At 69.1% G+C, this 17,015-nt stretch carries 16 protein-coding genes; 7 read left to right on the forward strand and 9 right to left on the reverse strand.

Annotated elements, in window-relative coordinates:
- Positions 1 to 118: 118 nt before the first annotated feature.
- The gene (locus tag ACUTAG_RS05470; RefSeq protein WP_006386536.1) at positions 119 to 910 is read left to right on the forward strand and encodes an RNA methyltransferase; all 792 of its coding nucleotides are present in this window, start codon (positions 119 to 121) and stop codon (positions 908 to 910) included.
- Between the two features lie 69 nt (positions 911 to 979).
- Here the strand turns inward: ACUTAG_RS05470 and ACUTAG_RS05475 are convergent, their stop codons facing one another.
- Entirely contained in the window at positions 980 to 1,969 is a 990-nt protein-coding gene (locus ACUTAG_RS05475) for a Bug family tripartite tricarboxylate transporter substrate binding protein (protein WP_006386535.1), read from the reverse strand.
- 161 nt (positions 1,970 to 2,130) lie between these two features.
- Here ACUTAG_RS05475 and ACUTAG_RS05480 point away from each other — a divergent pair, with 161 nt between their 5' ends.
- Positions 2,131 to 2,892, forward strand: a complete 762-nt coding sequence (locus ACUTAG_RS05480; protein WP_006386534.1) for an IclR family transcriptional regulator — start codon at positions 2,131 to 2,133, stop codon at positions 2,890 to 2,892.
- A gap of 83 nt (positions 2,893 to 2,975) precedes the next feature.
- Here ACUTAG_RS05480 and ACUTAG_RS05485 read toward each other — a convergent pair whose 3' ends face one another.
- The 8 genes from ACUTAG_RS05485 to ACUTAG_RS05520 all read right to left on the reverse strand — a co-directional run bounded on the left by ACUTAG_RS05485 (position 2,976) and on the right by ACUTAG_RS05520 (position 12,369).
- On the reverse strand, positions 2,976 to 3,824 hold the full coding sequence (locus ACUTAG_RS05485) for a mechanosensitive ion channel family protein (protein ID WP_006386533.1): 849 nt from the start codon (positions 3,822 to 3,824) through the stop codon (positions 2,976 to 2,978).
- A gap of 145 nt (positions 3,825 to 3,969) precedes the next feature.
- Entirely contained in the window at positions 3,970 to 5,190 is a 1,221-nt protein-coding gene (locus ACUTAG_RS05490; protein WP_446650015.1) for a DUF1513 domain-containing protein, read from the reverse strand.
- Positions 5,171 to 6,265, reverse strand: coding sequence for an imelysin family protein (locus ACUTAG_RS05495; RefSeq protein ID WP_081322400.1), 1,095 nt, complete (start codon positions 6,263 to 6,265; stop codon positions 5,171 to 5,173). Before ACUTAG_RS05495 ends, ACUTAG_RS05490 begins: the two co-directional genes overlap by 20 nt.
- Positions 6,265 to 7,782 carry a di-heme oxidoreductase family protein gene (locus tag ACUTAG_RS05500; protein ID WP_148318426.1) on the reverse strand — a complete coding sequence of 506 codons (1,518 nt, stop codon included), beginning with the start codon at positions 7,780 to 7,782 and terminating at the stop codon, positions 6,265 to 6,267. Before ACUTAG_RS05500 ends, ACUTAG_RS05495 begins: the two co-directional genes overlap by 1 nt.
- On the reverse strand, positions 7,779 to 9,077 hold the full coding sequence (locus tag ACUTAG_RS05505) for an imelysin family protein (RefSeq protein ID WP_020928897.1): 1,299 nt from the start codon (positions 9,075 to 9,077) through the stop codon (positions 7,779 to 7,781). The genes ACUTAG_RS05500 and ACUTAG_RS05505 overlap by 4 nt, the downstream gene beginning before the upstream one ends.
- Before the next feature lie 217 nt (positions 9,078 to 9,294).
- A complete protein-coding gene (locus ACUTAG_RS05510) occupies positions 9,295 to 10,620 on the reverse strand; it encodes an MFS transporter (RefSeq protein WP_026384436.1) in 1,326 nt (441 codons plus the stop codon).
- A gap of 46 nt (positions 10,621 to 10,666) precedes the next feature.
- Positions 10,667 to 11,335 carry a DUF4286 family protein gene (locus ACUTAG_RS05515; RefSeq protein ID WP_148318425.1) on the reverse strand — a complete coding sequence of 223 codons (669 nt, stop codon included), beginning with the start codon at positions 11,333 to 11,335 and terminating at the stop codon, positions 10,667 to 10,669.
- Positions 11,336 to 11,457: 122 nt separating this feature from the next.
- Positions 11,458 to 12,369 carry a LysR family transcriptional regulator gene (locus ACUTAG_RS05520; protein WP_020928900.1) on the reverse strand — a complete coding sequence of 304 codons (912 nt, stop codon included), beginning with the start codon at positions 12,367 to 12,369 and terminating at the stop codon, positions 11,458 to 11,460.
- Between the two features lie 280 nt (positions 12,370 to 12,649).
- On the opposite strand from ACUTAG_RS05520, the gene ACUTAG_RS05525 reads away from it, so the two are divergent.
- The 5 genes from ACUTAG_RS05525 (at position 12,650) to ACUTAG_RS05545 (ending at position 16,995) form a co-directional block, all read left to right on the forward strand.
- Positions 12,650 to 13,657 carry an ABC transporter substrate-binding protein gene (locus tag ACUTAG_RS05525; protein WP_148318423.1) on the forward strand — a complete coding sequence of 336 codons (1,008 nt, stop codon included), beginning with the start codon at positions 12,650 to 12,652 and terminating at the stop codon, positions 13,655 to 13,657.
- 126 nt (positions 13,658 to 13,783) lie between these two features.
- Complete coding sequence (locus tag ACUTAG_RS05530; RefSeq protein WP_026384433.1) at positions 13,784 to 14,575, forward strand: ABC transporter permease; 792 nt, start codon at positions 13,784 to 13,786, stop codon at positions 14,573 to 14,575.
- A 2-nt stretch (positions 14,576 to 14,577) separates the two neighbouring features.
- Entirely contained in the window at positions 14,578 to 15,399 is an 822-nt protein-coding gene (locus tag ACUTAG_RS05535; RefSeq protein WP_020928903.1) for an ABC transporter ATP-binding protein, read from the forward strand.
- Between the two features lie 28 nt (positions 15,400 to 15,427).
- The gene (locus tag ACUTAG_RS05540; protein ID WP_020928904.1) at positions 15,428 to 15,610 is read left to right on the forward strand and encodes a DUF4089 domain-containing protein; all 183 of its coding nucleotides are present in this window, start codon (positions 15,428 to 15,430) and stop codon (positions 15,608 to 15,610) included.
- Positions 15,607 to 16,995 (forward strand): AtzE family amidohydrolase, encoded by a 1,389-nt coding sequence (locus ACUTAG_RS05545; RefSeq protein ID WP_020928905.1) that lies wholly within the window; start codon positions 15,607 to 15,609, stop codon positions 16,993 to 16,995. Before ACUTAG_RS05540 ends, ACUTAG_RS05545 begins: the two co-directional genes overlap by 4 nt.
- The last annotated feature ends 20 nt before the right edge of the window (positions 16,996 to 17,015 follow it).

Here is a 17,015-nt window from a genome sequence, read left to right on the forward strand (position 1 = left end):
AATTCCGTACGTATGCGGTGGGTAGGCCGCTAGCCACCCCCCCGGATCCGCCGCCCCCCGACAGGGGGAAACCGGCCCAAAAAACCAGGAAGGCACTAAGCCAAACGTGCCATTTTAAATGACTCAAGCATTTTCACGCGTTCGCTTCATCATGGTGAACCCCAGCCACCCCGGAAACGTCGGTTCGGCGGCCCGCGCGATCAAGACCATGGGCTTCTCGGAACTGGTGCTGGTGGGGCCCAAATTCGCCGATGTAACCAGCCAGCCGGAGGCCGTGGCCCTGGCCAGCGGCGCCCTGGACGTGCTGGAGAACGCGCGCATCTACGATACCCTGGAAGAGGCGCTGGCGCCCGTGACCCTGGCGTTCGCCCTGACCGCCCGGGTGCGCGACCTGGGCCCCCCGCCCTGCGACATCCGCCAGGCCGCCGACCTGGCCTGCGCCCACCTTGCGGAAACCGCCGAAGGTTGCGCGGCCATCGTGCTGGGCACCGAGCGGGCCGGCCTGACCAACGCCCAGATCGGGCTGTGCCACCGCATCTGCCATATCCCGGCCAACCCCGAATACAGCTCGCTGAACGTGGCCCAGGCGCTGCAGCTGGCGGCCTGGGAGCTGCGCTACGCGCTGCTGGTGGACCAGGGCGCCGCCCTGCTGCCCGCCTCCACCGCGCAAGCGCCCTCGCGCGGGGCCGAGCCAGCCTCCGGGGAAGCCGTGCAGGCCTTCCTGGCGCACTGGGAAGAAGCGCTGGTGGGCGTGCGCTTCCTGGACCCGGCCCATCCCAAGAAATTGCTGCCGCGGATGCGGCACCTTTTTTCCCGGGTGGCCCTGACGCGCGACGAGGTCGACATGATGCGCGGCGTCTGCACCGCCATGCTGGCCGCGGCGCGTCGCGACGGCGGCCCAAAAAAATAGGGACGGGCATCTGCCCGTCCCCCGTCATCGGCCGCCGGCGGTTGGCCCGCCGCGGCACGAAGCGCGTGCTCAGTCGACCTTGGCGCCCGACGCCTTGACCACCGGCGCCCAGCCTTCCACTTCCGACTTGATGAACTGGCCGAACTCGGCCGGCGTGGTCTTGACGCCCACGGCGCCCAGCTTTTCGAAGCTGGTCTGCACTTCCGGCTTGTCCAGCGCCTTGACCATGGCGGCGTTGAGCTTGTTGACCACTTCCGGCGGCGTGCCGGCCGGCGCGATCAGGCCGAACCACGACGATACGTCGAAGCCGGCGAAGCCCGATTCCTGCATGGTGGGCAGGTCCGGCGCGCTCTTGGAGCGGTCCGACGTGGTCACCGCCAGCGCGCGCAGCTTGCCCGATTGCGCGTGCGGCCAGGCCGACGGCATGTTGTCGAACATGAATTGCACCTGGCCGCCGATCAGGTCGGTGATGGCCGGGGCGCTGCCCTTGTACGGCACGTGCAGCACGTCGATGCCGGCCTTCATCTTGAACAGCTCGCCGGCCATGTGGATCGAGGTGCCGCTGCCCGACGAGGCAAACGCCAGCTTGCCCGGGTTCTTCTTGGCGTAGTCGACCAGTTCCTGCACCGTCTTGACCGGCACCTGCGGGTTCACCACCAGGATGTTCGGCACCTTGGCGCCCAGCGCCACCGGAGTGAAGTCCTTCGTCAGGTCGAACGTGACGTTCTTGTACAGCGTCTGGTTGATGGCGCTGGTGACGGCCACGAACAGCAGCGTGTAGCCGTCCGGCGCGGCGCGCTGCACCATGTCGGTGGCGATGTTGCTGCCGGCGCCCGGCTTGTTCTCGACCACGAACGACTGACCCAGGCTCTCGGTGAGCTCCTTGGCCATGATGCGGGCAATCACGTCGGTGGTGCCGCCGGCGGAAAAGCCGACCACGATGCGGACAGGTTTGTCGGGATAGGCGGCCTGGGCGGAACCCATGGCGAAAGCGCTTGCGGCGGTAGCCAGTAGCGTGGCGGCAAGACGCCGCAGTCCAGGCTTTTGACCGGTCTTCATATAGTCTCCGTGCTGATACTGTCCATTAAATGGACGATTCGAATTATTGGATGCTGCATTCTGATCTATACACGAGCGGAGCATCAAGGTAGAGTCCACGCTACGGACTATGGTTTTCCCTTGACCATTGCGCCATAACCCCCAAGTTTTCAGAGAGTTGCATGCAAGACAGCGATGCCGCGGCCGCAGGCCCCCGCACATTGCGGCGCGGATTGGCCGTTCTGGCCGCCCTGCGGGACCAGGGCCCCGATGGGCTCAGCGTGACCGATATTGCCCGCCTGACGGGCATCCAGCGTCCCACCATCTACCGCCTGCTGGCGGCCCTGCTCGACGCGGGCCTGGTGCTGCCGGTGACGGGCACCAAGAAATACCGCGCCCAGCTGGCGGTGGACCCCGACACCCGCTCGCGCGATCCGCGCGTGCGCCAGCTGCTGCCGGTGCTGCGGCGCCTGGCCGACCGCACCGGCGACGCCGTGTTCCTGGTGGTGCGCGATGAAGACGACTCCATCAGCCTGCATCGCGAGATCGGCAGCTATCCGGTGCAGATCCTGGCGACCTACGCCGGCAAGCGCCAGCCGCTGGGCGTGGGCTCGGGCGGCATGGCGCTGCTGGCCGCACTGCCCGACGACGTCGCGCGCGGCATCGTCGAACGCAACTCCAGCCGGCTGGACGAATACGGCGGCATGACGCCGCAGGAGATGTTCCGCCTGATCGAAAACACCCGCGCCCGTGGCTATTCGGTGGTGGGCAACCATGCCGTGCGCGGCGCGCTGGGCGTGGGCTGCGCCCTGCTCGACAACCATGGCGCGCCGCTGCTGGCGGTCAGCGTCACGGCCATCATCGACCGCATGCCGGCCCAGCGCCAGCGCGAGATCGCCGGCTGGATCAAGGCCGAACTGGCGCGGCTGGCGGTGCAGGCCTGAGCCCGGCACGCGGTCCACGCCGCGCCATGAAAAAGGGCGTCCCGCCATCGGCCGGGACGCCCTTTTCATTGCAGGCCATACGCTCAGGCCGCGGCGCCAGCCTTGGGCTCGCTGGCCTTGGGGTTCTGGATCTCGCGCAGCGGGATCGGCGCCTGGAAGCCCGCGGCCTCCAGCGACAGGCGGATGTCCTGGTACAGGCCCCAGCGCAGGTCCCAGTACTTGGCGGCGTCGGCCCACACCCGCACGTTCACGACCACGCCGCTTTCCTTGTAGTCGACCACCTTCACCAGCGGCTGCGGATCCTTCAGCGCGTTCGGATTGGCCGCGACGATGTCCTGCAGCTTGGTCAGCACCGCGTTCAGGTCATCGCCATAGCGCACCGGCACCGGGATATCCAGGCGGCGGGTCTTGTTGCGGCTGTAGTTGGTGATGGTGGCGTTCCAGACGGTGCTGTTGGGCAGCGTCAGGTGGATGCCGTCGACCTGGATCAGGCGCGTCAGGAACAGGCCGACTTCCTCGACCGTGCCTTCGGCGCCGGAGCTCAAACCGACGTATTCGCCGGCACGCACCGGGCGCAGGATCAGCAGCATGATGCCGGCCGCGATGTTCTGCAGCGTGCCCTGCAGCGCCAGGCCGACGGCCAGGCCGGCGGCGCCAAGCACCGCGATCAGGCTGGCGGTCTGCACCCCGAAACGCGCCAGCACCGCGATCAGCGTGAAGATGCGCACCGTCCATACCACGGTGCTGTAGAACATCGGCACGATGGTCGGGTCGATCTTGCTGGAACGCGTGGCGATGCGCCGCACCCAGCGGCCCAGCAGCGTCGACACCCACCAGCCGATGACCAGGATCAGCAAGGCCACCAGCAGATTGATGCCCAGGTCCACCAGCCTGGGCGCCCAGGCATTGAATTCCTTCAAGGCGTCTTCCATCGTTGTCGCTCCCTCATGCAAAAAAAGACAGCCGAAAACTGTATCAGATGCGTCATGCGGAAAGGGCGCCGGCGGGTGTCCGGTATGTCAGGCTTTGTAAAGCGCGCTGGCTGAGCCGCAGGGATATGCGGCGGCAACGGCGCGGTCAGGCGCCGGCGACCTTGCGGAAGTGGTTGTCCCAGGAACGTTCGCGCGACGGCGCCAGCAGCGGCTGTTCGCCACCCGCGGCATCGGTGCGCAGCATGGCGCCCAACCCGCTGCTGACAAGGAAACCGGCGCGCGGCGCCGGCGCCACGCCGCAGCCGTCGGCCAGCCGCGTCTCGCCCAGGCAGGCCCCGCTGGCGGCGTCCCAGTACAGCACCCGGCCGCCCACGGGGCTGGAGGTGGCGATGACCGCGCCGGCGGCGTCCGCCGCCACCGAACCGACGTAATTGCGCATCTCGCGCAGCGTGGCCGCCGGTCCGGCGTGCAGTTGCGCCGGCCCGCCGCGCCGGTGGCGGCCCACCAGCGCCGGGCGGTCACCGGCCGGTCCCATGTACTGGCAGCCGAACCACACACTGCCATCGGCCGCCAGCGCCAGGTGGCGGATCGACAGGCGATGCAACTCGGGCGCCAGTTCCACCTTTTCCAGCAACCTGCCGCTGGCCGCGTCCAGGTACGCCAGCGACGGGCGCATGGTATCGAGATTGAGTTCGAGCTTGCCGTAGTCGGGGTGGGTCAGGATGCCGCCATTGGCCACGCACAAGGTCCTGCCGTCCGGCATCAGCACGACCTCGTGCGGGCCGATGCCGCCGCTGTCGTACTCGCCGACGCGGCGGTAGCCGCCGCCGGGCGTGGCGTCATAGATGCCGAGCACGCCGCGCGCGCCTTCGAAGTCGTTTTCGGTGGCGGCCAGCAGGCGGCCGCCATCGAAATAGGCGCCGTGGCCGAAGAAATGGCGGTCTTGCGGCAAGGGCAGTTCGAGCGGCGCGCGTTCGCCGCGCAGGTCGAAGGCCAGGGCGAAAAAGCCCGGCTGGCGCCCGAACACCACGGCGCGGCCGCCGGCCGCGTCGATGGCGAAGCTGTGGCCGCGCGCGGGCATCGGCAGCACCCGGCGGTCCTGCCCGGACGCATCCAGGACCACCGCCTCGTCGCGGCCGCCGCGCTGGCGCGCCGCCAGGTACAGCGCGGTGTCATCGCGCGCCGCCGTGGCCAGCGCCGCGCCGGGCCAGGCCAGCGTGGCGCCCAGCGCGCCCGCGGCGCCCCATGCCAGGAATTCGCGCCGCGCGGGCCGCGCCGGCGCGCCGTCCGGCACGCGCGGCGCGGGTCGCCCGCTTGGATCGGCCGGCATCGCGGCCGGCGCTCGATCAATCGCCATCGAGCGCATTGAAGCCGATGGTCACGCCCAGTGCCGGCGCCAGGTCCTGGTCGACGATGGCTTTGGCGTTCTTCAACGTCAGCGCCGCCAGGCCCAGCAGGCGCCGCCCTTCCGCGTCGGCCAGGGCCTGCTCCAGCGGCGCCGGCGCCTCGCGCAACGCGCGCGCCGCGCCCTGCAATTCGCCCAGCACCGCGCCCGGCATCCAGTCCTCGCCCTTGGGCAGCGCATAGCCGCCCGCCGTGTAGAACGCCGCCAGGCCATCCAGGCTGGCCGCCAGCGTGCGCGTGGACAGGCCGCTGCGCCAGAAGGCGGCGCGCTTGGGCCGCGCGCTCCCGGCCGAATCGCCCAGCACGGGCAACAGCTTCACGTCGCGCGCGAACTGCAGGCCGGTGGACAGCGCCTTCATGGCTTCGGCCGCCACCTCCTGCGGATCGCGGTAGAGGTCATTGCCCGCCTGGGGCCGCGCGAACTGGCGGCCGAACTCGGCCTTGGCCTCCCAGGCCTGCGCCACGTCGCGCGAGATCGCGGCAATGTTGGCCGACACGGCGCGGGCATAGCCGCAGGCGTAGCCGAAGGTCGGCGCGGCGGTCTGCGTGAGCGCTGCCGGTTCGCCGTACAGCACGAATTCCAGCGCCGGCAGGCCCTGCACCGCCACGCTGCGGCCCGCCAGCGCGCCCGGCTTGAGCAGTTCGGCGTCCTGCGCGGCGATCAAGGCCTGCACCTGCCGGGGCATCACGCCCCGGGTATCGGGCCAGAATGCCAGGCGTTCATAACGATTGGCCTGCACCAGCGGACCGAAACGCAATGGTTCGAGCCGCGCCCACGCCAGCGCCAGGCCGGAGAAGGCGGCTTCCACGCGCTTGGCGCCGTCCGCGTCCGGCTTGCCGCACCACTGGCCCAGCGCGCCTTCCAGGTCGGTGGCAGCCGCGACCATGCCGGCGGCCGCCGGCCGCGCGTAGCCCTGCGCCAGGCGCTCGCCCAGGTCGGCGGGCAGTTCGGCGCCCGCGGCCAGCGGCCAGGCCAGCGCCAGCGCGGCGGCCAGGGTCCGGGCCGGCGCGCGCCAGCGTGCAACAAAGATAGCCATTACAGCGACTCCAGGAAACGGATCAGGTCGGCGCGTTCTTCGGGCGTCATCGCCACCACGCGATCGCGCGCCGGCTGGCCGGCGCCGCCGTGCCACAGCACCGCTTCCAGCAGCGTGCGGGCGCGGCCGTCGTGCAGCCAGGTGGCGTTGGGATTGACGGTCCGGGTCAGGCCGATGCCCCACAGCGGCGGCGTGCGCCATTCGCGGCCATTGGCCGAGCCGTCGGACACGCCGTCGGCCAGGTCATCGCCCATGTCATGCACCAGCATGTCGGTGTACGGCCAGATCAGCTGGAAGCGATGCTCGGCCTGTTTCGCATTGCGGCTGGTGACGTACTTGGGCACATGGCAGGCGACGCAGTTGGCCTCGTAGAACAGCTTCTTGCCGGCCAGCACGCGGGCGTCGTCGGCGTCGCGCCGCTGCGGCACCGCCAGGTTGGTGGAATAGGTGGTGACGAAGTCCATCAGCTTGGCCGGCACTTCCTCGGGGCCGAAACGCGGCTGCGCGCCGTGCGGCATCTTCAGGCACTGGGGTTGCGCCGGCGTACAGTCGCCGTGGTGATTGGGGAACAGCGGCGTCGACAGGCCCATGTCGTTGGAGAACGCGGCGGCGCTCTGCTGCTCCACCGTGGGCTGCCCGGCCTTCAGGTTGAAGCGGCCCAGCACGCGCTGGCCGGTGCGCGCGTCGGTCACCCAGTTGGCCTTGCCGACGATGCCGTCGCGCTTGTCGGCGCCGATGTTGGCCAGGATGTCGGCCTGGTGGATCGATTCCAGCAGGCCCAGGCCGATCATCGGCGGCGCCAGCCGCGGCGAGATCTGCGTGTCCTTGCGCATCGGGCCGTAGCCCAGGTTGTCGATGCGGTAGGCCGGCTTCATCAACGTCGCGGTCTCGCCACCGTTGAGCTTGACCGTGACCGGCGTGTATTCGATTTCCATGCGGCCTTCGGCCGGCAGGCCGGCCACGGCGAAGTTCTGCAGCTGCACGCCGTAAATCGGCTCGGGCAGCAGCGCGATCTCGCCCGGCGCCAGCCGCGGATGGCCGCGGTCGGGGCCTTCCGGCACCGCCAGGCGCAGCAGCAGCGCCACCGCGTCGGGACGTTCCAGCGGATCGAAGCCCGGCACCGAGCCGCGCCCGTCCTTGGTATGACAGGCCTGGCACGAACGCGCGTTGAACAGCGGCCCGAGGCCGTCGGAGGCCTGCGTGGACGCCGGCGCGGACACCCAGTCCTTGCGGAACAGGCCGTTGCCGACCTGGAATTCCTGGCGCCGCTCGAAGCTCATGTTGGCCGACGGCTGCGAGAAAATGTCGGCGTTGATGAGCTTGTTGGTGGTGGCGGCGCCCGCCTGCATGGTCTCGAAGGTCTCGGCCTTGGAGAAATCACGGGTCGGCGCGGTGATGGCGATGACCCGCTTGAGGTCTTCGGCGCTCAGGTCGTCGCGCCCGGCGGGCGCGGTTGGAGCGGCGGCGGCGCCGGCATGGGCCGACGCCGCCAGTACGGCGGCGAATACGAGCTTCACTTGAATACGGCGTCGGGTTTGTCCAGGCTGTCGGAACCTTCGATGGCGACCTTGCCCAGGTCCAGCAGCGCGATCACGCGCTCCAGGCTGCGGGTCTGGTCGACCAGGCGGTCGATGGCGGCCTGCACCACGGCGTTGCCTTCCTTGTTGCCGTCGGCGATCATCTGGTCGTAGGTCTCGACCGTCTCGGCGCGGGTCTTCATCGCCTGCATGGCGGCCACGGTGGCGTCCAGCTTGGCGCGCACTTCCGCGTCCAGCTTGGGATCGCGCGCCTTGACCAGTTCCGACAGGCTGGCGCCCGACACCTGCTTGCCATCGACGCGGGTGTACGCGCCCAGGTAGACGTTGCGGATGCCGATCTGGTTGTAGAAGTGCGAGTTGTGGGTGTTGTCCGAGAAGCAGTCGTGCTCTTCCTCCGGATCGTGCAGCATCAGGCCGAGCTTCATGCGCTCGCCGGCCAGTTCGCCGTACGACAGGCTGCCCACGCCGGTCAGCATCGCCACCAGGCCGGCCTTGGGGTCTTCTTCCACGGCCTTGCGCGCGGCACCGTCCTTCTGCCAATTGCCGACCATCTCTTCCAGGTCGGTCACCAGCAGGTCGGTCACGGCCTTCAGGTAGGCGATGCGGCGTTCGCAGTTGCCGCCGGTGCACTGCTTGACGTCGTAGTCGGTGTGCGGGCGGTTGCCCGAGTGACGCTCCTGCGGCGTGCCCTTGCGGTCGGCCGGCGCCGGGCCGGTGCCGTTCAGGTCCTGGCCCCACAGCAGGAATTCGATGGCGTGGTAGCCGGTGGCGACGTTGGCCTCGTTGCCGTCGGCCTCGTGCAGCACTTCGGACAGCAGCTTGGGCGTGATCTCGCTGACATCGACGGTCTTGCCGCCTACCGAGATCTTGGAGTTGGCGATGACGTTGACCGCGTAGTAGGCGTTCTCGTCGTTCTCGGTGCCGTAGGAGGCGTCGACGTAGTCGATCAGGCCTTCGTCCAGCGGCCAGGCGTTCACGCGCCCTTCCCAGTCGTCGACGATCGGGTTGCCGAAGCGGAACGCCTCGGTCTGCTGGTACGGCACGCGCGCGTCCAGCCAGGCCTGGCGGGCGGCCTTGAGCGTGTCCGCGCTGGGCTTGGCGACCAGGGCGTTGATGGCCTCGCGCAGCGTCTTGGCGGAGGTCAGCGCGTCTTGATAGCCCGCCAGCGCCAGGTCTGAATAGTTCGCCACCACGGCCTTGGGCTGCGTGGCGGCATGAACCGTTCCCCCGAATGCCGCGACGGCCAGCGCCGCCCCCAACAACAACTTGCGCATCGACTTTCTCCCGTAACTCGGACGAAATCCACCCCGCGGCGGCCCCGTCCACACTTGAATTTGTGGATGCGAGTGTAAACAATTTTCGTTTGTTATTCAGCGAAAAGTCAGATACCTGACGTTTATCCGAACGGAAAAAGCCAGCAAAACCGGGCCGGGGACGAAAAAAAGCCCGGGAGCGGTCCCGGGCTTCCTGCCAGCCAGGCCGGCCGGATGCTCAACGCTGCAACGGCGCCTTGGCGGTTTCCCTGGCAGCCAGCACCGACACGGCGGTCACCACCAGCGCGGCGGCCACGTACAGCGACACCGCCACGGTCGAACTCCACGACTTGAACAGGCTGGCGATGATCAGCGGCGCGAAGCCTCCGCCGACGATGCCGGCCAGCGTGTAGGCCAGCGACGACCCGGCGTAGCGCACCCGGCCCGGGAACTGCTCGGTGATGAAGGCGGCCTGCGGGCCGTACATCATCGCGTGGATCAACAGGCCCACCACCACCGCCGCGCAGATCGCGACCGGATGCGCGGTGTCCATCAGCGTGAAGAACACGAAGGCCCAGACCATGCCCAGCACCGCGCCGGCCACGTACACGGGACGGCGCCCGATCTTGTCCGACAAATGCCCGCACAGCGGCACGGCGATGGCATTGAGCGCCGCGCCCAGCATGGTGGCGCCCAGCGCCAGAGGCCGCGACAGGTGCAGCACGGTGGTCACGTAGGTCAGCGTGAACACCACCACCAGCGCGTACAGCACGTCCGAACCGATGCGCGAGCCGCCGGCCACCAGCAATTGGCGCCAGTGTTGCACCAGCACTTCCTTGATCGGGGTGTTGGCGGTTTCGCGCTTCTGTTCCATTTCCAGGAACACCGGCGTTTCCTCGACGCCGCGGCGCAGCCACAGGCCGAACAGCACCAGCGCCACGCTCGACATGAACGGCACGCGCCAGCCCCAGGCCTGGAATTCCTCGGGCGTGAGCCACAGCGAGATCAGCGCGATGAAGCCGGTGCCGATCAGCGTGCCGCACGACGGCCCGACCTGCGTGAAGGACGCATTGCGGCCGCGCTGGTCGGGCTTGCCGTGCTCCATCGACAGCAGCACCGCGCCGGCCCACTCGCCGCCCAGCGCCACGCCCTGGATGAAGCGCAATGCCACCAGCGCCACCGGCGCCCACACGCCCCAGGTGCCGTAGGTGGGCAGCATGCCCATCAGCCCGGTCGACACGCCCATGATGACCAAGGTCGCGACCAGCACGAACTTGCGCCCCAGGCGGTCGCCCAGATGACCGAAGACGAAACCGCCCAGCGGCCGCGAGACGTAGCCCACGGCATAGGTCGAGAACGCCAGGATGGTGCCCGTCAGCGGGTCGAACGACGGGAAGAAGATGGCGTTGAACACCAACGCCGCCATCAGGTTGTAGATCGTGAAGTCGTACCACTCCAGCGTGGTGCCGACCGAACTGGCCATCGCCAGTTTCTTCATCTTCATATTGTCGGGCGCCGCGCCGCCGTGGGCGGACGCGGGCGCGTGCAAGGTGTTCTCAGCCATTGTGGTTCCCCATGTCTGTGTGTGGCGTTGCGGCGCTTGGCGCGCATCAACGCAAGTCGGCCGCGGCCAGCTTCCAGCCCAGCTCCAGCAGCCAGGTGTCGGCGCCGCGCGTGCCGAAGGCCGCGGCCGCCTGTTCGCCCAAGGCCTGGGCCATACCCGCCGAGCTGGCTTCGATCACGAAGAGCGGATCGAGGCGGCGGTTTTCGGTGGATTCGCGCGGCAACGGACCGCTCAGGGCGGCATCCGGCGCCAGCAGATAGGACTGCACGAAGCCATCGGCCCGGGCCAGCGCCGCGCCCGCCTCGGCCGCCCGCGTCCGCAGCGCCTCGGCATCGCCGCCAAACACCAGCGGCAGCACCGCGATGTGGCTGCCGCTGCCGAAGCCGGTCACGGCCTGCACCGCGCACACCCGCCGCATCGGATCGCGCATGCGGTCCAGGTTGGTCACGGACCACGGCGTCTGGCGCTCGAACGCGGCGCGGTAGTCCGCGGTGGTGAAGGCCCCCAGCGATTGCGTGCGGTACAGCCCCAGGTATTTGCGGCCGCCGGACAGCGAGAAATAGCGCGCGCCCGACAGGAAGCCGGGGATGCGCACGCGCTCTTCGACGTGCTCGCGGTCGTACCAGCGATTGAAATCGGTCTCGAAAGCGGGATCGACGTCGCAGGCGACGAACAGCATGCCGTGGGGCGTGGACGGAGTGGTGGCTTGGCTCATGGAACGAAGAAATCCCTGCGATAACGGAAGGGACTCATCTTCGGCCGAGGCGGCCACGCCCGACAAACGAGTAATTTTTCGCGCCAGCAATAAAATTATTGAGCGCCGACCTAGGGATAACGCTATTGCGCGGATCCGAATTTTGGCGGCGTGACCGACGCCGTGTATTGGTCCGACGCGCGGCAGGCCAGTTCGGCCACCAGCCGGATCGCGTCCGAGCCGGCGCCTTCCAGGTAGCTCACCACCAGCAGTTGCGGTGGCACCGGCACGTCGCAGCGGATCATCTGCACTTCGCCGCGCGCCACGTATTCGTAGATCGGCGGCAAGGGCACCAGCGCGCGGCCAAAGCCGCTGCGCACCAGCCGCGCCAGCGCCGAGATCGAGCTGACGCAGTGCACCTTGCCCAGGGGCAGCCCGGCTTCGCGGAACAGCCCTTTCAATGCCTCATGCGGCTGCGAACCGGGGCTCATGGTCAGCACCGGTTCGGCCAGCAGCTGCTGCACCGTCAGCGCATCTTCATCGCCGGCCGGCCCCACCCAGCCCATTTCCATCGGCAGGCAGGGCGTGCTGATGACGCCGGTGTCGGTCAGCAGATCGGTCTGGAAGGCAATATCGAGCGTGCCTTCGCGCAGGCCACGATGCAGGGCGCGGGTGGTCTCCGAGGTCAGCTGCACCTCGATGCCCGGATAGGTCGAGCGCAGGTTCGTCAGGAAACCGATCAGCCAGGTGTGCACCACCGTCTCGATGGCGCCGATGCGCACCAGCCCGAACACCTCGTCGCCGGTGCGGCCCAGCGACAGGATCTGCTGGCGCAGCTGCAGCAGGCGTTCGCCGTAATCCAGCAGGCGCGTGCCCACCGCCGTGAGCCGCAGCTCCTTGGCATCGCGCTCGAACAGGCGCGCGCCGATGTCCTCCTCGAGCGAGGCGATGCGGTTGGCCACCGCGGCCTGAGTGATGTGCAGGCGGTCGCTGGCCGCGCGAAAACTGCCCAGCCGGGCGGACCACAGGAATGCTTCGACAAAACGGGTATTCATATCCACGCCATGGCGCGCCTGGCGACGCGCCCTTTTCAGGAACGGCGGGGCGGCAGGCCCCGGCCTGTTCACATCCTAACGCCTGGCGCGCCGCTCGCGCCATGATGCAACGCACGCCCTCTCGCGGTGCCGCGTGCACCAGCATGGTTCATGCGCCGCGCCCGAATGGCGCCGCGGGGCGCGAAAACCGGGCAAAAGGCGGTTGGCACGGGTCTTGCTTGATGACTGGTATGCAAGCTTGTCTACAAGCGCCCGTCACTTTTCCGACCAGGAGTCCCGCATGACCGACCGCCCCGCGCCCTTCGCTTTCAACGCCACCCGCCGCCGGCTGATGCAGGGCGCCGCGCTGGGCGCCGCCGCGCTGGCCGCGCCGGCCCTGGTGCGCGCACAATCGGGCCTGGTCATCCGCATCGGCTACTGGCCGGTCGCGGCCGGCCTGCCGTTCTATGCCGCCATCGAAAAGGGTTACTTCAAGGAAGCCGGCCTGAACGTCGAGCCGCTCAAGTTCGCCGGCGCGCAGCAGGTCATGGAAGCCATGCTGGCGGGCCGCGCCGACGGCAGCGCCAACGGCACCGGCTCGGCCAACCTGGCCATCGGCGAGATCGCCTCGCCCGGCCTGTTCAAGATATTCGCCTCGAATCCCAGCAACGCCAGGAACGTGCTGGACGAGTTCATCGTCGCGAAAGACAGTCCCATTAAATCCATCGCAGACCTCAAGGGGAAAAAGGTCGGTTCTGGACCCGGCATCCAGAATGCCACGCTGGCCAAAGCAGTGCTGGAGCGCGCCGGCGCAACCGGGGCGACCGTGGTCGAGCTGGCGATCAGCCAGCACGTCGCCGCGGTCGCCGCCGGCCAGTTGGACGCGTGCTACACGCTCGAGCCCACCGGCACGGTCGGGCGCTTGAATGGCACCACCCGCGTCCTGGAAGCGGGCGTGATCGCCAAATACGTGCTGGGCGACCCGATGGCGCCGTGGTTCGGCGGCTCGGCCTCGCTGACCACCGCGTTCCTGAAGAAGCATCCCGAGGAAAGCAGGAAATTCATCGCCGCCTACGCCCGCGGCATCGAGCTGATCCGCAGCAAGCCCGACGAGGCGCGCCCCTTCATGAAGGGCTACACCGCCATCGAAGGCCCCATGACCGAAGCCGTGCCGCTGGCCGCCTACACGCTCTACAACGAGTTCACCCCCAGCGACATCCAGTACTTCCAGAAATTCTTCGACCTGTTCGCCGACAAGGGCATCTTCGCGCAGAAGGTGGACGTAGCCTCGATGCTGTACAAGGGCTGAGCCATGGACGCGATCAACGCCAACCGCGCCAGCGCGGCCCCGGCCGGCGGCGCCGGCCACGCCGCCGTCGCGACGGCGGCCGCCCACCCGGCCGCCGCGTCGCCGGGCAAAACCGCCCGCGCCGGCATGCCTGCCGCCGCGCCCGCCTCCCGTCCGCCGCGCACCTGGACCGCCGCGCGCCTGCTGCCGCTGATCGGTCCGCTGGCGCTGTACGTGGTGTGGGACCTGGTGGTGCGCCTGCAACTGGTCAGCCCGGTGCTGCTGCCCACGCCCGGCGCCACGCTGGTGGCGCTGGCCAAGGGCATGGCCGGCGGCCCGCTGCTGGGGGATTTCCTGGCTTCGGTCAGCCGCACGCTGCAGGCCTTCGTCATCGCGGGCGTGATCGGCGTGCCGCTGGGCGTGCTGCTGGGCAGCAATGAAAAAGCCTATCGCAGCGTCGAATTCCTGGTGGACTTCTTCCGTTCGACGCCGTCGTCGGCGCTGATCCCGCTGTTCCTGATGATCTTCGGCGTGACCGACATGAACAAGATCGCCATCGCCGCCTTCGCCGCGGTGCTGGTGATCCTGTTCAACAGCGCCTACGGCGTCATCAACGCGCGCAAGCAGCGCGTGATGGCGGCGCGGGTGATGGGGGCCTCGCGCTGGCAGATCTTCAAGGACGTGCTGATCTGGGAAAGCCTGCAACCCACCTTCGTCGGCCTGCGCAGCGGCGTGTCGATGGCGCTGGTCATCGTGATCGTGGCCGAGATGTTCATCGGCTCGGACAGCGGGCTCGGCAACCGCATCATCAATGCGCAGCAGGTGCTGAACGTGCGCGACATGTATGCCTCGATCCTGGCCGCCGGCGCGCTCGGCTACGTTCTCAACATCCTTTTCCTGGTGCTGGAAAAGCGCGTGGTCCACTGGAGCGGCCGATAATCATGTCCACCGTCATCAACCCCGTCATCGCCCCCGCCCCCACGCCCGCGCCGTTCCGGCCGGGCCCGGCCGGCACCCACATCACCATCCGCGGCCTGACCAAGTATTTCGCCGGCTGGCCGCTGTACGAGGACTTCAACCTCGACATCCCCAAGGGCAAGATCGTCTCGGTGTTCGGCCCCAACGGCTGCGGCAAGTCGACGCTGATCAACATGATCGCGGGTCTCATCCCCATCGATGCCGGCGAGATCCTGTTCGACGGCAAGTCGCTGGCCCAGACCAAGATCGGCTACGTCTTCCAGAACTACCGCGAGGCCATGTTCCCCTGGCTGCGCACCATCGACAACATCGCCTACCCGCTGCGCCTCGAAGGCCGCAGCAAGGCCGAGGTCGACGCGCGCGTGGAAGAGCTGGTGGCCTCGTTCGACGTCAAGTTCGACCTCAAGCGCTATCCCTACGAACTGTCGGGCGGCCAGCAGCAGACGGCCTCCATCATGCGCGCGCTGGCCCCGGGACCGGAAGTGCTGTTCCTGGACGAGCCGTTTTCGGCGCTGGACTTCGAGATGACACTGTTCATCCGCGAAAAGCTGCAGGAAGTCTTCATGCAGACCGGCACCACCATGCTGCTGGTGTCGCACGACCTGGAGGAAGCCGTGTACCTGGCCGACCAGGTGCTGCTGCTGACCAAGCGCCCCACCCGCGTGGCCGAGATCCTGGACTACGGCGACGCCCGGCCGCGCACGGTCGAGACGCTGTCCGAGCCCAGCTTCATCGGCATGAAGAAGCTGAGCCTGGAGATCTTCCAGCGCGAAGTCCGTCGCTGACACGCAACGCCATTCACGGGAGTCCGCCATGACCCAGGAAACCATCGACCAATACGTGCGCAGCGCGCTGGCGCTGGCCGGCTACGCCCTGCGCGAACCGGCCGCGGCCGAAGTGGCGCGGCAATTCACGCGCATCCACGACATCGCCTCGACCTTCGTCGACGAGGCCTTGCCGGTGGAGCTGGAATCAGCCGCGGTGTTCCGTCCATGAACGGCGCCGTCCTCGACCTGGCGCGGCAGATCCGCGCCGGCGAACGCAGCGCGGCGGCGGTGCTCGAAGCCACGCTGGCCCGCATCCGCGCCGCCGATGCGCGCTACAACTGCTTCACCGCCGTCACCGAAAGCCGGGCGCGCCAGGAAGCCGCCGCCATCGACGCGCGCCACGCCCGCGGCGAAACCCTGCCGCCATTGGCCGGCGTGCCCTACGCGGTCAAGAACCTGTTCGACACCGCCGAGGAGGTGACGCTGGCCGGGGGCCGCGTCAACGCCGCCAACCCGCCCGCGCCACGCGACGCCGCGCTGGTCGCGCGGCTGCACAAGGCCGGCGCCGTGCTGGTGGGCGCGCTCAACATGGACGAACACGCCTACGGTTTCACCACCGAGAACTCGCACTACGGCGCCAGCCGCAATCCGCACGACCCCGCCCGCATCGCCGGCGGCTCGTCGGGCGGCAGCGCGGCCGCGGTGGCCGGCGGCCTCGTGCCGCTGACGCTGGGCTCGGACACCAACGGCTCGATCCGCGTGCCGGCCTCGCTGTGCGGCGTGTTCGGCCTGAAGCCGACCTTCGGCCGCCTGCCGCGCACCGGCTCATTCCCCTTCGTCGGCAGCCTCGACCACCTGGGTCCGTTCGCGGCCGACACGGCCAGCCTGGCGGCGGCCTACGACGCGCTGCAAGGCCCGGATGCCGACGATGCCGCCTGCGCCCAGCGCGCGGCCGAACCCGTGCTGGCGGACCTGGCTTCGGACCGCCCGCTGCGCGTGGCCGTGCTGGGCGGCTACTTCGCGCACTGGGCCGGCCCCGAGGCGCGCCAGGCCGTGCAACTGGCCGCGCGCGCGCTCGCGGCCACCGAGATCGTCGAACTGGCCAGCGCCGAACAGGCGCGCGCCGCGGCCTTCGTCATCACGGCGGCCGAGGGCGGCGCGCTGCATCGCCGCCGTCTGGTCACGCACTACGACTACTACGAACCCCATTCACGCGACCGCCTGGTCGCCGGCAGCCTGGTGCCTGCCGCCTGGGTGCAGCAGGCCCAGCGGGTGCGCCACCGCGTCTACCGCGAAGCCATGGCGCTGTTCGCGCACTACGACGTGCTGATCGCCCCGGCCACGCCGGTGCCCGCCACCGCCATCGGCACCGAGACCCTGGCCCTGGCCGGCCAGTCACTGCCCGCGCGCGCCAGCATGGGCCTGCTGACACAGCCGATCTCCTGCCTTGGCCTGCCGGTGTGCGCCGCGCCCACCTGGCCGGGCATCGGCGCCGACGCGCACCTGCCACTGGGCGTCCAATTGATTGCCGCGCCGTGGCGCGAGGCCGATTGCCTGCTGGCCGCGCGGCGGCTGGAACAGGCGGGCGTTGCCACCGTTCGTCCCCTCTCCTGACCCGCCAACCGAGGCCGTCC

Source organism: Achromobacter sp. CSND-B12 (assembly GCF_052906545.1).

Excerpts from the sequence above, each read along its gene's own strand:
- ACUTAG_RS05470 (WP_006386536.1), top strand. The coding sequence starts at position 119 with ATGACTCAAGCATTTTCACGCGTTCGCTTCATCATGGTGAACCCCAGC.
- ACUTAG_RS05475 (WP_006386535.1), bottom strand. The coding sequence starts at position 1,969 with ATGAAGACCGGTCAAAAGCCTGGACTGCGGCGTCTTGCCGCCACGCTA.
- ACUTAG_RS05480 (WP_006386534.1), top strand. The coding sequence starts at position 2,131 with ATGCAAGACAGCGATGCCGCGGCCGCAGGCCCCCGCACATTGCGGCGC.
- ACUTAG_RS05485 (WP_006386533.1), bottom strand. The coding sequence starts at position 3,824 with ATGGAAGACGCCTTGAAGGAATTCAATGCCTGGGCGCCCAGGCTGGTG.
- ACUTAG_RS05490 (WP_446650015.1), bottom strand. The coding sequence starts at position 5,190 with ATGCGCTCGATGGCGATTGATCGAGCGCCGGCCGCGATGCCGGCCGAT.
- ACUTAG_RS05495 (WP_081322400.1), bottom strand. The coding sequence starts at position 6,265 with ATGGCTATCTTTGTTGCACGCTGGCGCGCGCCGGCCCGGACCCTGGCC.
- ACUTAG_RS05505 (WP_020928897.1), bottom strand. The coding sequence starts at position 9,077 with ATGCGCAAGTTGTTGTTGGGGGCGGCGCTGGCCGTCGCGGCATTCGGG.
- ACUTAG_RS05510 (WP_026384436.1), bottom strand. The coding sequence starts at position 10,620 with ATGGCTGAGAACACCTTGCACGCGCCCGCGTCCGCCCACGGCGGCGCG.
- ACUTAG_RS05515 (WP_148318425.1), bottom strand. The coding sequence starts at position 11,335 with ATGAGCCAAGCCACCACTCCGTCCACGCCCCACGGCATGCTGTTCGTC.
- ACUTAG_RS05520 (WP_020928900.1), bottom strand. The coding sequence starts at position 12,369 with ATGAATACCCGTTTTGTCGAAGCATTCCTGTGGTCCGCCCGGCTGGGC.
- ACUTAG_RS05525 (WP_148318423.1), top strand. The coding sequence starts at position 12,650 with ATGACCGACCGCCCCGCGCCCTTCGCTTTCAACGCCACCCGCCGCCGG.
- ACUTAG_RS05530 (WP_026384433.1), top strand. The coding sequence starts at position 13,784 with ATGCCTGCCGCCGCGCCCGCCTCCCGTCCGCCGCGCACCTGGACCGCC.
- ACUTAG_RS05535 (WP_020928903.1), top strand. The coding sequence starts at position 14,578 with ATGTCCACCGTCATCAACCCCGTCATCGCCCCCGCCCCCACGCCCGCG.
- ACUTAG_RS05540 (WP_020928904.1), top strand. The coding sequence starts at position 15,428 with ATGACCCAGGAAACCATCGACCAATACGTGCGCAGCGCGCTGGCGCTG.
- ACUTAG_RS05545 (WP_020928905.1), top strand. The coding sequence starts at position 15,607 with ATGAACGGCGCCGTCCTCGACCTGGCGCGGCAGATCCGCGCCGGCGAA.